This is a genomic window from Xylophilus sp. (genome assembly GCA_009914555.1).
In the GTDB taxonomy this organism is placed as follows: Bacteria; Pseudomonadota; Gammaproteobacteria; order Burkholderiales; family Burkholderiaceae_C; genus WNDY01.
In genome coordinates this window covers 52834-68315 of record WNDY01000005.1, presented here as the reverse complement: position 1 = coordinate 68315, position 15482 = coordinate 52834, and the positions used below count along the sequence as shown (strand labels likewise).

The 15482-nt window shown below is 67.9% G+C and carries 12 protein-coding genes and 2 pseudogenes; 5 read left to right on the top strand and 9 right to left on the bottom strand.

Features of this window, described 5'->3' with window-relative positions:
- Window positions 1-242: 242 nt before the first annotated feature.
- From GAK38_RS04680 to GAK38_RS04660, 5 genes and pseudogenes are all read right to left on the bottom strand, one after another.
- Entirely contained in the window at window positions 243-566 is a 324-nt protein-coding gene (locus GAK38_RS04680) for a 4Fe-4S dicluster domain-containing protein (RefSeq protein WP_325341851.1), read from the bottom strand.
- A pseudogene (locus GAK38_RS04675) lies at window positions 563-2135 on the bottom strand (FAD-dependent oxidoreductase). Before GAK38_RS04675 ends, GAK38_RS04680 begins: the two are co-directional and overlap by 4 nt.
- The gene (locus tag GAK38_RS04670; RefSeq protein WP_325341849.1) at window positions 2135-2995 is read right to left on the bottom strand and encodes an ABC transporter permease; all 861 of its coding nucleotides are present in this window, start codon (window positions 2993-2995) and stop codon (window positions 2135-2137) included. Before GAK38_RS04670 ends, GAK38_RS04675 begins: the two are co-directional and overlap by 1 nt.
- A 10-nt stretch (window positions 2996-3005) precedes the next feature.
- On the bottom strand, window positions 3006-3836 hold the full coding sequence (locus GAK38_RS04665; RefSeq protein ID WP_325341847.1) for an ABC transporter ATP-binding protein: 831 nt from the start codon (window positions 3834-3836) through the stop codon (window positions 3006-3008).
- An 8-nt stretch (window positions 3837-3844) separates the two neighbouring features.
- Window positions 3845-4906, bottom strand: a complete 1062-nt coding sequence (locus tag GAK38_RS04660) for an ABC transporter substrate-binding protein (protein ID WP_325341845.1) — start codon at window positions 4904-4906, stop codon at window positions 3845-3847.
- A 378-nt stretch (window positions 4907-5284) separates the two neighbouring features.
- Between GAK38_RS04660 and GAK38_RS04655 the strand changes: the two genes are divergently transcribed.
- From GAK38_RS04655 to GAK38_RS04640, 4 genes and pseudogenes are all read left to right on the top strand, one after another.
- On the top strand, window positions 5285-6544 hold the full coding sequence (locus tag GAK38_RS04655; protein WP_325341843.1) for a sigma-54 interaction domain-containing protein: 1260 nt from the start codon (window positions 5285-5287) through the stop codon (window positions 6542-6544).
- Window positions 6541-7791 carry a sulfite dehydrogenase gene (gene soxC / locus GAK38_RS04650; protein WP_325341841.1) on the top strand — a complete coding sequence of 417 codons (1251 nt, stop codon included), beginning with the start codon at window positions 6541-6543 and terminating at the stop codon, window positions 7789-7791. Before GAK38_RS04655 ends, soxC begins: the two co-directional genes overlap by 4 nt.
- Window positions 7778-8324: pseudogene (locus tag GAK38_RS04645) on the top strand (c-type cytochrome). The gene soxC and the pseudogene GAK38_RS04645 overlap by 14 nt, the downstream one beginning before the upstream one ends.
- 263 nt (window positions 8325-8587) lie before the next feature.
- A complete protein-coding gene (locus tag GAK38_RS04640) occupies window positions 8588-9679 on the top strand; it encodes a sigma-54 interaction domain-containing protein (protein ID WP_325341839.1) in 1092 nt (363 codons plus the stop codon).
- Here GAK38_RS04640 and GAK38_RS04635 read toward each other — a convergent pair.
- The 4 genes from GAK38_RS04635 to GAK38_RS04620 all read right to left on the bottom strand — a co-directional run bounded on the left by GAK38_RS04635 (window position 9676) and on the right by GAK38_RS04620 (window position 14001).
- Window positions 9676-10185 (bottom strand): AAA family ATPase, encoded by a 510-nt coding sequence (locus GAK38_RS04635; RefSeq protein WP_325341837.1) that lies wholly within the window; start codon window positions 10183-10185, stop codon window positions 9676-9678. The two genes, GAK38_RS04640 and GAK38_RS04635, sit on opposite strands and share 4 nt — an antisense overlap.
- Window positions 10182-11156, bottom strand: coding sequence for an ABC transporter substrate-binding protein (locus GAK38_RS04630; protein WP_325341835.1), 975 nt, complete (start codon window positions 11154-11156; stop codon window positions 10182-10184). The genes GAK38_RS04635 and GAK38_RS04630 overlap by 4 nt, the downstream gene beginning before the upstream one ends.
- Before the next feature lie 326 nt (window positions 11157-11482).
- Window positions 11483-11950, bottom strand: a complete 468-nt coding sequence (locus tag GAK38_RS04625) for a TonB-dependent receptor domain-containing protein (protein WP_325341834.1) — start codon at window positions 11948-11950, stop codon at window positions 11483-11485.
- Window positions 11951-12000: 50 nt separating this feature from the next.
- Window positions 12001-14001 (bottom strand): TonB-dependent receptor, encoded by a 2001-nt coding sequence (locus GAK38_RS04620; protein WP_325341832.1) that lies wholly within the window; start codon window positions 13999-14001, stop codon window positions 12001-12003.
- Window positions 14002-14613: 612 nt separating this feature from the next.
- Here GAK38_RS04620 and GAK38_RS04615 point away from each other — a divergent pair.
- Entirely contained in the window at window positions 14614-15480 is an 867-nt protein-coding gene (locus GAK38_RS04615) for an ABC transporter permease (protein ID WP_325341830.1), read from the top strand.
- Window positions 15481-15482: the final 2 nt, after the last annotated feature.

Sequence of the window (15482 nt, the reverse complement as noted above, 5' to 3'; positions counted from 1 at the left end):
GGCGCCGGTAGCTCGAACGCCTGCTGCCGCAGACGCCCGGTCAGCCCGCCCATGCCTCCTTCTTCCAGGTAGCTGCGGGATCCTACGTCTCACGACGCGCGCCGCACCGGGCCGCCGCGATCGGCCTGCGAAGCGCCACCAGCCGACCGACGCTGCGTCGAGGATCTATACCCCCGCCCTCATACTCCTGCAGTGCTTGATGCTCGAGCACATTGAGCACATACCCCTCCACCCTTGCATCGTCACAATCCGCGCAGCAGCTGGAAGGTCGCGTCCGGCACCGTCCCGCGCGTGCCAGGCGCCCAGCCGATCGAGCGGCGGTAGCTGCCGAGCAGGTCGGACTGCTCCAGCGCCTGCGCGTCGACCGGCTGCGCCGCATCGGCGAACGGCGAGACGTAGAGCGCATCGACCGGGCAGTACGCCTCGCACATGAAGCAGGTTTGGCAGTCCTCCTGCCGCGCGATCACCGGGATGCCGCCCGGCACCTTGTCGAAGACGAATGTGGGGCAGACCTGCACGCAGAGGTCGCAACCGGTGCAGCGCTCCTTGCTGATGAACTCGATCATGCGGCGACAGCCTCCGCTTCTTCCACCACCGCTGCCGCTGCGTGGCCGGCCTGCGTGCGCACCTCGTCGAGCCCCTCGCTGAGGATGTGGTGGCGCTGCTCCGGCGACTGCTGCGGATGGTCCAGCCGCTTGTGCATGCCGCGCGACTCGGTGCGCGCGAGCGCGCTGCGGTACATGAAGCGCGCCGTGGCCACGAGCGCCGCAGCCTCGCGCAATGCGATGCGTTCGGCTGGCGCCGGCGCTGCGGCCGCTTCGCGCAGGTCGCGCCAGTAGCCGTCGAGCCGGCCGAGCGAATCCACGAGCCCGTCGGCCGAGCGGAAGTAGTTGCGGTCGAACGGGAAGACCTCCTGCTGCACGGCGCGCACCACCTCGCGCGCTGGCGGCCCCGCGCGGTGGCCCAGCACGGCCGCCTGCCCGAGGCCCTGCACGCCGCGGCCGGCCGCCGATGTGCCGAGCGCCCGTGCGAAGCCGGCCGCCGCCGCGCCCGCCCAGCTGCCCGACGAGATCGCCCAGGCCGCGTTGTGGCTGCCGCCGCCGGTGAAGCCGCCGCAGATCAGCTCGCGCGTGGCCGCGTCGCCGGCCGCGTAGAGGCCCGCCACCGTGGTGGCGCAGCCCGCGTCCACCACGCGCAGCCCGCCGGTGCCGCGCACCGTGCCTTCGAGCCGCAGCGTCACCGGGAACTGCTGCGTGAACGGGTCGATGCCGATGCGGTCGAACGACAGGAAGAAGTTGGGTTGCGCGAAGCGCGCGAGGCGGCGGTCCTCCGCGGTGGCGAGGTCCAGCAGCGCATAGACCTTCTGCCCGGCCTGCAGGTGGCGGGCGATCACGCTGCGGCCGCGCGCCGAGCCCGCGCCCTCGATGATGCTGCCGTCCTCGTGGCGGAACGTCGCCCAGCGGTAGAAGGCGGACTTGGTGACCGACGAATGCTCGGGGCACAGCCCGTAGGCGTTCGAGAACTCCATACCCGAGAGCTGCGCGCCGGCCTCCGCGCCGAGCAGGCAGCCGTCGCCGGTCAGCACGTTGCAGCCCAGCGCGCGCGAGAGGAAGGCGCAGCCGCCGGTCGCCAGCACCGTGGCGCCCGCGCGCACGGTCCAGGGCCGGCCCGTCGACGAGCAGTTCCAGCGCCGGGCTGTGGTCGAGCAGCGCCACACCGGCCCGGCGCACCACGCGGCGCATGAGCTTCATGTACTCCGGCCCCTGCAGCGAGGTGCGGCGCGCCTGCCCCTGTGCGTCCACCGGGAACGGGTAGCCCCACTCCTCCAGCAGATGCAGGCTCCGGTAGGTCTGCTCCAGCACGCGCTCGCCCCAGGCCCGGTCGGCCAGGAAGCCGCCGAACGCCTCGCGCGCGGCCAGCGCGGCGTCGCGCGCCTCGCGCTCGGGCGGCACGTACCAGACGCCGGTGCCCGAGGGCGCGGTCGCGCCCGAGGTGCCCACGTAGCCCTTGTCGGCCAGCACCACGCGCGCGCCCAGGCTCGCCGCCTTCCAGGCCGCCCAGGTGCCGGCGGGCCCGCCGCCGATGACCAGCACGTCGGCCGTTGTGTCGACGGTGGAATCCGTATCGTTTGCCATCAGGAATCTCCTTGGCCTGACCATGCGGAAAAATGGCGCTCCAGCCGCACCAGCACCGCGTTGAACACCAGTCCCACCGCCGTGATCGACAGGATGCCGACGTACATCTGCGGGATCTGGAAGTTGTATTGCGAATAGATGATCAGGTAGCCCAGGCCGGCCTTGGCGCCGATCATCTCGGCGGCCACCAGCACGAGCACCGACACCGCGCCCGCGAGCCGCACCCCCGCGAAGATGCCGGGTGCCGAGGCCGGCAGGATTACCTTCCAGAACAGCGCGAGGCGGCCCGCGCCCATGGTCCGCGCCGACTTGACCAGCAGCGGGTCCACCTGCCGCACGGCGGTGATGGTGTTGAGCAGGATCGGCCACGAGCAGGCATAGAGCACGATGGCGACCTTCGACAGCTCGCCGATGCCCAGCAGCAGGATGAAGACCGGCAGCAGCGCCAGCGCCGCGGTGTTGCGCAGCAGCTCGATGACCGGGCCGAGGTAGTCGGCCGCCGCGCGCAGCCGCCCGATCAGCAGCCCCAGCGGGATAGCGTAGAGCACGGCGATGCCGAACCCCAGCAGCGAGCGCCCGAGGCTGGCCTGCACGTGCTGCCGGAGCTGGCCGTTGAGCACCAGCTTCCAGCCGGCCTGGAGCACCACCGACAGCGGCGGCAGGAAGGCCGGCTCCGCCAAGCCGAGGCGCGGCGCCAGCTCCCACAGCACGAGCAGCGCGGCGATGACCGCCGAGCGCTTCCAGAACAGCACCAGCCACGCGGCGGCGGCGCTGGCGGCGGCCGCGCGCGCGGGCCGTGTGCGCCCCGCTGGCTGCGGTTGCGCTGCTGCGTTCTCGAACGAAGGTTCTGCGACAGACATGACTGCCTCCCTAAGCCACAGCGCCCGCGCGCGCCACGCTGCTGCTGTCCAGCGCATCCTGCCGGATCAGCCCCCAGATCGCATGGCGGATCTCGGCGAAGCCCGCATGTGCGCGTACGTCGTCGTCCGCGCCGTGCAGCGACGCGGGCACCTCGACGATGGTGCGGATGCGCCCCGGCCGCGTGCCCATCACGGCCACGCGCTGGCCCAGTACGATGGCCTCGTCGATGCCGTGCGTGATGAAGACGATGGTCTTGCCGGTCTTGCGCCAGATGCGCAGCAGCTCGTTCTGCAGGATCTCGCGCGTCTGCGCGTCGAGCGCGGCGAACGGCTCGTCCATCAGCAGCACGTCGGGGTCGAAGGCGAGGCTGCGGGCGATCGCCACGCGCTGCTTCATGCCGCCCGAGAGCTGGTGCGGATAGTGCCCCTCGAAGCCCGCGAGGCCCACGAGTGCGAGGTACTCTCGCGCCTGCTCCCGGCGCTGCCGCGCGCCCAGGCCCTTGGACTCCAGGCCGAACTCCACGTTGCGCAGCGCCGTGCGCCACGGGAACAGGGCGTACTGCTGGAACACCACCCCGCGGTCGAGCCCCGGCCCGGTGACCGGCGCGCCGTCGATGAAGATGCCGCCCGCGCTCGGCAGCGACAGGCCCGCCAGCAGGTCGAGCAGCGTCGACTTGCCGCAGCCGCTGGGGCCGACGATGGTGAGCAGTTCGCCGTCGCGCACGTCGAGGTCCACGTCCTTGAGCGCCTGGAAGGCGGGCGCGCCGTCCTTCCTGCCGCGTCCCGGCGCGGAGAACACCTTCGACACGCCGTCGATCCGGATCTTGGTGGCTGCGGTCATGCTTTTTTTCAGTTGGGGTCCGGCAGGTTGAACTCGTTGGTGAAGACGTCGCTGGCCGCCACCTGGCCCGGCGACAGCTCGCCCGCCTTCACGAGCCAGTCGATCCAGACCTGGATCTCCCGGGCCTCGATGCGTCCGCCGCGGGTGTGGATGCCGACCGTCTTCCAGTACCGCACCAGGTCGGTGTTCTCGTTGCGGCCCCTGCGGCGGATGATGTCGGCGAACCGCTCGCGCACCTGCTCCACGGGAGTGTCGCGCTCCCACTCGACGGCCCGGGCCACGCCCTGCACGAAGTCCCGCACCACCTCGGGCCGGTCGCGGATGAGTTCCCTGCGCACCACGTAGCTGCCGGCGTTGAACGCGCCGTAGAGGTCGTGGTCGGAGAACAGCTTGCGGATGCCGCCGCGCTCCAGCGCCTTGTCGCGCAGGATGCCGCCGAGCGTCGCCACCTCGACCTGGCCCTCGCGCAGCACCTGCTCGCCGTTGACCGGTGGGATGACCACCAGCGTCACCTGCCGCGCCTCCTCGGGCGTGAGGCCGGCGCGGTCCAGGTACTCGCGCAGAATGAACTCGCTGTGCGCGCCCAGGGTGTTGACCGCGACCTTCCTGCCGATGAGGTCGCGCGCCGTGCGGATGCTGCTGCCTTCGAGCACGTAGAAGCCGCCCTCCTGCTGCGCGTCTATGCCGTAGGAGACGACCACGGAGCGGATCGGCGCCCCGGCGGCGATGAGCTTGACGATGGCGCCGTCGAAGGCACCGCCGAAATCGGTGTCGCCGGTCACCACGTTCTGAATGCTCGACGGACCGCTGAAGTTGTCGCCGCGCCATTCGAGCTTCACGCGCCCGAAGAAGCCCAGATCGGCCGCGAGTTCGGGCAGCGAGACGAAGCTGCCCGAGCCTTCGTAGCGCAGGACGAAGCGGCCGTCCTTCGCGCCGGCCCCAGCCGCCGCATCCTCTCCGGGAGCCTTGGAGCAGGCACCGAGCACGAGCGCCGCCGCCAGCGGCACTGCCAGCCATTTCAGGAGATGCCGCAACGGGCCGCCGGTTCTTCTTCTGCCTTCTTCGCTCATGTTGCTGCTGATGTTGTCGGGATCGCGTGGGTCGCGGGGTGGGTCGGACCAGGCGCCCGCAGCAAGCGATGTGCCACCGCCCCGCTCCGGCGCCCGCCCGCACGCACGCTTCCGCGGTCGCGCCCCGGCAGACGGCGCATATCCGGAAAGCTTCGTTTCTTATCCGCTGCGCAAGTTGGCGCCTGCGGGCCAGCGGGCATGCGGCAAACCAACAGCCGCCCGCACCAGCTGGTTGAACCCGGACAGCGGCCGGCCGGCCGCGCCCGGCGTCCCCCGGGGAAGCTTCTGTCCTTATGTGGAAGCCTTTGTTCACGGGCGCGGCCCCATGGCGCAAGATCGAACCTGCACGCCCTTCCACACGAAGAAAGCTCCGCCCACGTGAACCACGCTCACACACCGCTCGGCTGGGCCGTCCCTGCCGCCGGGTCACCGGCGGCCGCCGGCCCCGTGCTGCTGGCCGAGGATCCGCGGTCGCTGCCCGTGCTGCGCCTGCTCGAACGGGTCGCGCCGAGCGACGCCACCGTCATCATCACCGGCGAGACGGGCACGGGCAAGGAGGTGGCCGCGCGCAGCATCCATGCGGCCAGCCGGCGGCGCGGCCCGTTCGTCGCCGTGAACTGCGGCGCGCTGGCCGAGTCCATCGTCGATGCCGAACTGTTCGGCCACGAGGCCGGCGCCTTCACCGGTGCGGCCGCGGCGCGGGCCGGCTGGTTCGAGGCGGCCCACGGCGGCACCCTCTTCCTCGACGAGATCGGCGAGCTGTCGCCGGCCACCCAGGTCAAGCTGCTGCGCGTGCTGCAGGAGCGCCAGGTGGTGCGCATCGGCTCGCGCCGGCCGATCGCGGTAGACGTGCGGCTCGTCGCGGCGACCAACGTGGACCTGGAGGACGCGGTCGCCCGGCAGCGGTTCCGGCACGACCTCTACTACCGCATCAACGTCGCGCCGATCCGCCTGCTGCCTCTGCGCGAGCGCCCCGGCGACGTGCTGCCGCTGGCCGGCCACTTCGTCGAGCACATCGCGCGGCGCCGCAGCATCGAGCCGGTACGGTTCACGCCGCGGGCCCAGGCCGCGCTGCTCGCCCATCCCTGGCCCGGCAACGTGCGCGAACTCGAGAACGCCGTCGAGTTCGCGCTGATCCTGGCGCGGGGCGGCCCGATCGACGACGTCCACCTGCAGCTCGCGCCGTCCCTGCCCGCCGCGGCTCCCTCGGCCGTGGCCGGCGAGACCGCGGAAGCGGCGGCCGCAGAGGAGGTGCAGGCCCCGCCCGCGGCGGACGCGCCGGCCCCGCAGTCAGGCGCGGGCGACGGCGACCTCTACGACGAACTGTCGACCTTCTTCGAGCGGCTCATGGCGCGCGGCGACGACGCGCTGTTCCAGTCGGTCGAGGAGGTGCTGGTCCGCGCCGCCTACGCGCGCTGCCGCGAGAACCAGGTGCAGACCGCCCGCACGCTCGACATCACCCGCAACATGCTGCGCACCCTGCTCAAGCGCTACGGGCTGCTGGGCCTGCCGGGCGATACGGACGAGGCCGCCGCGGCGGTGCCGCCGAGCCGCACGCCGCTGCGTTTTCAAGTGATCGACCACTCGCGCCGCGCCAGCCAGCTCGATGCGGCGGAGTCGGCGGCCCCGTTGCCATGACGCAGCCCCGGCCGGGCAGCCGGTGCGACTTCCTGCGGCGCGGCATCGTGGGCGCGGGCGCGGCAGCCGGTGCTGCTGCGGCACAGGGCGCCCCTGCCGCAACCAGCGACAGCCCGCTACCCGTACCTGCATGGACCCGGGAGCCGGGCGCACCCACGGGCGCCCATCCCTACGGCCAGCCTTCGCCGTTCGAGGCTGGCGTCGTGCGCCACAACCGGCCCGGGCTGCAGCAATATTTCTCGGCCTCCACCCGCACGCCGATCCAGGACCTCGACGGCATCATCACGCCCAACGGCCTGTTCTACGAGCGCCACCATGCCGGCATCCCGGCCATCGACCCGGCGCAGCACCGGCTGCTGGTGCACGGCCTCGTGGAGCGCCCGCTGCTGTTCACCCTGGCCGAGCTGCGGCGCTTTCCCTCGGTCTCGCGCATCCACTTCCTCGAATGCTCGGGCAACCCGGGCTTCAACGTCCACGGCGAAACCGCCGCGATCGCCAACGGGCTCGTGAGCTGCGCCGAATGGACCGGCGTGCCGCTGGCCACCGTGCTCCAGGCGGCCGGCCTGCGCGACGGCGCGGCCTGGGTCGTGGCCGAAGGCGCCGACGGCGCGGCGATGAACCGCAGCGTGCCGCTGGCCACGTGCCTCGACGACGCGCTGCTGGTCTACAGCCAGAACGGCGAGCGGCTGCGGCCCGAGCAGGGCTATCCGCTGCGGCTGCTGCTGCCGGGCTACGAGGGCAACATGAGCATCAAGTGGCTGCGCCGGCTGCACGTGGTGCGCGAACCCGCACAGTCGCGCGAGGAGACGTCGAAGTACACCGACCTGATGCCCGACGGCACGGCGCGGCAGTTCACCTTCGTGATGGAGGCCAAGTCCATCATCACCGCACCTTCGGGCGGCCAGCGGCTCGCGCAGCGCGGCTTCCACGAGATCACCGGCATCGCCTGGAGCGGCCGCGGCAAGGTTGCCCGCGTCGAGGTCTCGGTCGACGACGGCCACAGCTGGCAGGAGGCTGCGCTGCAGGAGCCGGTGCTCACGCGCGCCCTCACACGCTTTCGCCTGCCCTGGCGCTGGGACGGCGAAAGCACCGTCATTCCGAGCCGCGCGACCGACGAGACCGGCTACGTGCAGCCCACGCTCGAAGCCCTGCTCGCCGCGCGCGGCAGCCAGTCGGGCTACCACAACAACGCGATCACGCCGTGGCGCATCCTGGCCAGCGGCGAGGTGCGCCATGCGCGGCTCTGACGCACGCGCCGCCCTGCTGGCGCTCGCGGCCGGCTGCATGGCCGCCGGCCTCCATGCCCAGGGCCGCTTCGGCCTCGGCGCTCCGGCCTCGCCTGCGCAGATCGCCCCCTGGAACATTGATGTCGCACCCGACGGCCGCAACCTCCCCGCGGGCAGCGGCACCGTGGCGGCCGGCCGTGCGGTGTACGAGGCGCAGTGCGCGGCCTGCCACGGCGCGCGCGGCGAAGGCGGCACCGGCGACCGGCTCGCCGGCGGCTTCGGCACCCTGGCCACGAGCAAGCCGGTGCGCACCGTGGGCAGCTACTGGCCCTATGGCCACCACGCTGTTCGACTACATCCGCCGCGCCATGCCGCTGACGGCGCCCCAGTCGCTCTCGGCCGACGAGATCTATGCCGTCAGCGGCTACGTGCTCCATCTCAACGGTCTGCTGCCGGAGACGGCCACGGTCGATGCGGCCGTGCTGCGCGAGCTGCGCATGCCCAACCGCGGCGGCTTCGTCGGCGACCCGCGGCCCGACGTACCGGCGCACTGACCGCTGTGGCGCAGCCAGCAATGCGCGGTGCCGAAGCCAGCACCGCGGACGGCAGACTGTGCGTTGCGCGACACCGCAGCAGACCGTGCACCGCTGCAGCGGGCCCTCCGATCCGTATGAATGCGGCCTGAACGCGGCATGTTGGCAGAGGTGGGCGACAAAGTGTTTCCAGACCGACAATCTGGCGTGAACACTGCTTTTTGTTCGTTCACCAACATACTCAGAATCTTCTCCGCTCTGCGACACGGCACGCTGCATCCCGCATGACCGATCACCCCGTTTCCACCACGCCGCCCGCCGTGCCCGGGCGGCTGCTGACCTTTCCCAACCCCGAAGGCCTGGCCACCTCGATCCGCGCGAAGGCGCTGGTCTTCCACGATCCCCAGTCCGAGCGGCTGCTCGAACATGTAGAACACATCGCTGCGAGCGACGCGACGGCGCTGCTGATCGGCGAGACCGGCACCGGCAAGGAGTTGGTGGCACGCCACATCCACGCGGTCAGCGGGCGCACCGGCCCGTTCGTCGCGGTCAACTGCGGCGCGTTCAGCGAGAGCCTGATCGACGCCGAGCTGTTCGGCCACGAGAGCGGCGCCTTCACCGGCGCGAGCCATGCGCGCGCCGGCTGGTTCGAGACGGCCCACGGCGGCACGCTGTTCCTCGACGAGATCGGCGACATGCCGCTGGCGCTGCAGGTCAAGCTGCTGCGCGTGCTGCAGGAGCGCCAGGTGGTGCGCCTGGGCGCGCGCCAGCCGATTCCCGTGGACGTGCGGCTGATCGCCGCCACCAACGTCGACCTGACCAAGGCGGTGCAGGCCGGCCGCTTCCGCGCCGACCTGTTCTACCGCCTGCACGTGGCCGTGCTGCACCTGCCGCCGCTGCGCGAGCGGCCGGGCGACATCCTGCCGCTGGCGCGCCACTTCGTGCAGAGCTACTGCGCACGCCGCTCGCAACCGGCGCCGGCGCTCAGCACCTCGGCCGAGCGCGCGCTGCTGGCCTACGAATGGCCCGGCAACATCCGCGAGCTGGAGACCATCATCCACTACGCGCTGATCGTGCGGCAAGGCGAGCGCATCAAGCGCGAGGACCTGCGGCTGCCGCATTCGCTGGAAGAGACGCTGCCGCCCCAGCAGGACAACCTGGAACTGCTGCGGCAAATCGTCGCCGATCTGATGCAGGAAGGACGGCCGGAACTCTATGAGACCATCGAGCAGGTCATCTTCGGCACCGCCTTCGCCTACTGCGGCGGCAACCAACTGCGCACGGCGCGCGAACTCGGCATCTCGCGCAACATGCTGCGCACCCAGCTCAAGCACTTCGGGCTGCTGGGGCAGCCGCTGATCGTGCCGACGGATTAGGGGCCGCCGGCTGCGATGCTGCGGAGTATCTCGGCCGCAGCATCGTCCGGCGCCCCGGTGTTGTGAATGACGGTGCCCAGCGCGTGGCGGTTGCGGTCCAGCGCCGCCCAGGTGTGCGTCACGCGCTCGCCGAGCGGCTCACGGCCTTCGCGGGTGCGCTCGCGCCGCTGCACGACCTCCAGCGGCGCCCAGAGGGTACAGACGTGCACCGGCGTGCCGGGCCGCAGCCCGCGGCGAAATACGCCGATCGCGCCCGCATCGTTGAACACGTAGTCGAACAGCACCCTCGGCGCGCCCATGTCCAGGTACGCCTGCGCCAGTGCCGCGCCCGCGCGGTAGGTGGGGCCGGCACCGAGGTGGCCCCGCGCATCCCCGGGCAGGAAGCCCCGGAGCAGGTCCCCCGCGATGTTCACCGTGCCCGGGCGGCGCACGGCGATGCGGCTTGCGACCGTCGTCGTACCCACGCCGGCCGGGCCGTTGAGAACGATGACCTCACCGCCACTCATGCCTCCCGCCCCGGGGTCAGCAGCTTGCCGGCGGCGTCGAAGGTCGGCCAGTAGTCGGCCAGCTTCAGTTCCTGGAGCACTGAGGCCAGCAGTTCCCTGTCGGGCCAGGAGTCGGTGTCCACCTTGCGGCGGACCAGCCGCAGCCGGTAGCTGTCTTCGGCCGAGTCGCGCAGGCGGGCCAGCACGAACGGGTCCGCTACCGGGCTCAGCTGGTCGCGCAGCGGCACGCCCTCGTACTCCTCGCGGTAGTCCTCGACCGTCGTGCTGCCGAACTCGGCCCAGAGCCGGAAGACGGCTTCGCGGTTCGCATCGTCGCTGGCCCAGCGGGCAGCCTTGACGTAAGCCTTCACGACCCGCCGCGTCGTTTGCGGGTACTGCGCGGCGAAGGCGGAGCGCACGAGCACGATGCCGGGCGCGGTCGCTACCGGCGTTTTGCGTGTGTCGAAAATGATCCGCAGCAGCTTCTTGTTGCGCAGGCGCAGGAGGTTGACGCCGCCGAAGATCGCGTCGAGGTCGCCCGAGAGGAAGGCCGCCACGGCCGAGCCGGTGTCGAGATTGAGCAGCCTGACGTCCTTCTCGCCGATGCCGTATTCCCGCAGGATGCGCAGGCCAGAGAGGTGGCCGGCCGTACCCTTGTGCACGGCGATGCGCCTGCCGCGCAGGTCCGCCACCGACCGGATCGGCGAGTCGGGCCGCACGCCCACGTAGCTGTTGGTGCGCGCCTCCGACACGATGAGCGCGCGCGTATCCAGCCCGCCCGCGCGGCCCAGCAACGCTGGCAGCGCGCCCTGGGTGCCGAAGTCGACCTGGCCGGTCGTCAGCGCCTCGTTGGTCGCCGGACCGGCCCCCTTGCTGAAGACCCATTCGACCTTCGTGCCTTGCGCCTCGAACTCCTTCTCGATGTAGCGATGCGCCTGCACGACGTCGAGCGTGCCCGAGCCGACGCGCGGAGGGTTGCCGACGCCCGCCAAGGAGATCGCGAACCGGATGGCCTGGGGTGGAGCCTCCGTGGGGGCCGCGTGCGCCCGACTCGCGGACAGCACACCGAACCCCGCATCCAAGCCGGCCAGCACGACACTCCTGCGCTGAATGCTCGTTGTTGCCATGCCCGCCTCCCTCACAGCTTGCCCGTGAGCAGAATGCCGACCCAGCGCGGAGCCGGGGGCAGGTAACTGTTCCAGGTCTTTGACAGCGGTGTCTTATCGTTGAACAGGTTTTTGATGAGCAGGCTCACGTCATATTTCTTGTCCGCGCGGCCCAAGCCGAACGAGAGGTCGGTGGTGCTCGAGCCCTTGATTCAGCCATACTCGGAGAGTGTATTATCCGAATTGTATTTGCTGTTGTAAGCTGTATTGAAGCTCACGTGAAATACCTTATCACCCCATACGGGAGTAAACCAGTCGCCGCCGATATTGAACGTGAACTTGGACGCGCCCGGCAAAGTCCTTCCCGACAGATCGCGGTATGGCGACGCACCTGTGTAACCATTTTCAGCCGGCTGCGCCGAATTGGGGAAAGACTTGTACCTAGCGTCCGTGTAGGCGCCAGCAAACCTCAGTGTGGTGCGTGGAAGACCACGGTAAATTCCATCGATTTCCAACCCCTTGGATTGAACCTTGGGGACGTTGCCATAGGTGGAGGTATAGTACAGTTGTCCATTGTTATTCAAATTCGTCGTATAGGCATCGTGCACCTGCACCGCCTGAATATAATTATTTATATTCACAAGATAAATATCGGCATTGAAAAGGAGAGTGTTATCCAACAACGAAGACTTCAGCCCCAGTTCAAACGCATTTGTTTTTTCCGCCTTAGTCAGGTCTGAGACACCATTGACGACTTTTGAAATACCTGCTTTTCACCATACTGCCACGAAACATAGGTGGTCAGATCATCATTGACCTTGAAGGACGGACTCAGGACAAAACCAGGCTGAATCTTTTTGAATGGCTCGGCATCAACGTTGGAGTACAGTACCCCAAGTTGCGACGCACGGATCGTTTTTGCATCCGCGACCTGTTGTTTCTGTGCGGCGGTAAGAGAACTGTAGGCCTGCCCGGCTACGCTGGTCGGCGAGACGTTGAAGAACCGGGAGGCAACAGAGTCTGCGATCTGCAATTGTGCAAGCGTATTCGCCGTTGTCAGCAAGCCTGCCGAGTCGGAATCAAATCCACCAACGGCAGCAGCGTTAAGTTCCCCGGCACTGCCGTTGTTTGAAATATACGACGTATTACCGGTAGCAGTCCTCTTCTCCCATGTCAGCCGTGCCCCCGCAGTCACCGTCAGTTGCTCGGTGGCACGCCAGTCGGCCTGACCATAGACAGCATAACTATGGTGCTTGATGAGCGTCCTGTTGTTGCTCACCGACAATCCGTCAAGGGAAGCTCGCATCAATGATTGCCCCTCGGCCGTGGCGTCAAGCCGGTTATACTGCGCGGTACTTGCATACCATGCGCCGGCATCGCTGCCATAGGTCTTCCGGCTCTGATGATAGTCGTTGCGCACATTCAGCAGGTAGAGACCTGTTTGCCAATCCACAGACCCCGACTTTGCGCTCAGGCGAATTTCTTCGCTGAGTTGGTGGTATCTCGCATAGGAACCGCCAGAATTGGGGTTGATGTCGAACGGCGTATATTCGTCATTGATCGCATTGAAATAGTAGTTTTGCCAAGCCGTGATGGATGTCAGCGTGTACCCATCTCGCCTCCAGTTCAACTCGGCTGAAGCCCCCTTGGTTTCCGTGGTCAAACCGCGAGCGGGGTCGGCAGAAACAGTATGCCCGTCGCGCCCGCCATAGAGATAGTCATCTTGGTAAGTAAAGCTCGTGTTTTGCTTGAACCAGCGCCGAGCCAGACGCGTGGATGCGTCGGTGCCGAGCGTATTGGCGGTGCCGTTGGAGTACACCGTCGGCGTGGGGGTGTAAACGCTCCAGTTTGTGTGCTCCTCCAGCTTGGGAGTGAAATTCAAAGATAGCCGGGCGTCAAAATCGGCCGTGGGCGTCAAAAGAAACTGTGCCCTGCCCGCAATACGATTGATATCCGAGTAGGTCACGTCGGAGTAGGGCGTGTGAAAGTAGCCGGCCCCGTGGTCAACGACAAAGCTGCCCCGCCAAGCAAGAAGATCATCGATCACCGAGCCCCCCAGCACCGCCGTTCCGGTAATCCGGTCCCTCTGGCCCAGAACCAGTGAGTAATCGGCGGTCGGTGTGAAGGAAGGACGGTTTGTATTGATGCTCAACGTGCCAAGGACTGCATTCTTGCCGCCCTTTGTTCCTTGTGGCCCACGCGCGACCTCAACCGAGGCAATATCGGCGAAGTAATAACTGTTGATCAGGCTGTTCAACGCATAGGGCACGCCGTCGACGACCGAGCCAACGCTTGGGTCCTGCGCCCCTACCTGGCTTGATTGCTTTGCAAGGCCACGGATCGAAAGGCTGCTGGTTTGCTGGTTGCCTTGATTCCAGGAGAGGTTGCCCACACGCTTCACGATTGTCGTGACGTCGTTGGCTTGAAGCTGGTCCAGTTCCGCGCCTGAAACGACAGAAATGGATTGCGGCACATCCTTGGTCTCGGCAAGCAGCGGCTTTGAGCGGATGACCACCGTATCGAGGGTTTGAGGGGTCGATTCCTGCTGCGCGACAGGAACGGCCGACTGCGCAGTTGCCACGGGCTGACTTGGCTCTTGCGTGGCGCCCGCATGGCTGCGCTTCAGTTCCTCACGCAGACGACGGTTTTCCTCACGCAGATCGGAAATGACTTTTTCCGGGCTCTCCGGCTGCTGCGCGGACACGGCGCTGCCATAGAGAAGAAGCGACATGGCAGCCGCGGCCGAAGGCAGCATACGCGCCTGTGGGCCGCGGCGGCGCGCAGATTGTGGAAGGGCGTACAGGACGTCTGAACGATTCGCATGCATTTGACTGTCGCTCCCAGGATTTTAAAAGATGGCTTTGACCTGGAGCAAATAGCATGCCGATAATGGCCGTCGGTAAAACGCCGTGCGACATCGCCCGGGCCGTCACGGCAAATGTGCGCGGGCAACGGGCGTATGGCTTTTCATCCGTCGCTGCTCGACAGGTTTTGCACAATGACGCGTTGCCTTGTCGCAGCCAATGACTGCTGGCTGGACAACAAGACACCATAGCTGCCTTGCTGGCAAACAGGCAACGTTTTTTCCGCAAGCATTCATTTGTCCTAGGCTTGGCGGTGCCACGCCCGTCCTTCTTTCTGGCATGAATCCTGCGGACTTGCTTCCAAGCCTTGGCAGAGTTGAAGTTCACACGACTTACGCAAAAAGGATGCTCTCGCACCGGCCGAACGCGCTGGCGCTTCGATGAGGCCGAAAATGCACAGGGTCTAATTCATTTTCCGACTGATGTTCATAGATTAAGTAATGAGAAGCCTGTGCATGCCCTGCTGGAAGGACTATTGAATGGCGCCGCCTTCGTTCGCTGAAACGGCCCTGCCGATCTCGAAGGAAACAGTCCCTGCACTGCCGCGCTGGCAGCGTGCCGTCAACCGGGCGTTCGGCTGGCGTACGCAAGCGAGCGGCGCCGCGCTGGCTTGGCCGTTCCCGCTGACCGTGTTGTTGCTGTGGCAGTTGGCCTCCCAGTTCGGCTGGCTGCCGCCACAGATCCTGCCTTCGCCGCTGACGGTGGCTCAGACGTTCGGCGAACTGTTTGCCTCGGGCGAGCTGCGGGAGCACACACAGATCAGCCTGCAGCGCATGGCGCTGGGATTCGTCATCGGCACGACACTGGGCAGCGCGCTCGGCATCCTCATGGGCCTGTCGCCCCTGGCCAAAGACTATCTCTTTCCCACCTTCAAGGTGGTCGCGCAGGTGCCGTCGCTGGGCTGGCTGCCGATCCTGATGATGCTGGTGGGCATCGGCGAGGCGCTCAAGATCATCCTGATCTCCAAGGCCACGCTGGTGCCCATCGCGCTGAGCACCTACGGCGCGCTGCGCAACGTGCCGACGTCCTGGGTCGAGGTGGCGCGCGTATTCCGCTTCAGCCGCACGCAGCTCGTGTGGCGGGTGATCCTGCCGGCCGCGTTCCCCCCGCTGTGGAACGGCATCCGCTACGGGCTCACGCACGCCTGGCTGGCGCTGGTCGGCGTGGAGCTGCTGGCTTCCTCGGAGGGCCTGGGTTTCCTGATCGTCTACGGCCGCCAGCTCTACCAGCTCGACGTGGTGCTCGCGGCCGTGGTCGTGGTCGGCGCGATCGGCTTCGCGCTCGACAAGGTGCTGGCCGTGATCGAACGCCGCCTGCTGCACTGGCGGCGCGCGTCCTTCCAGTAACA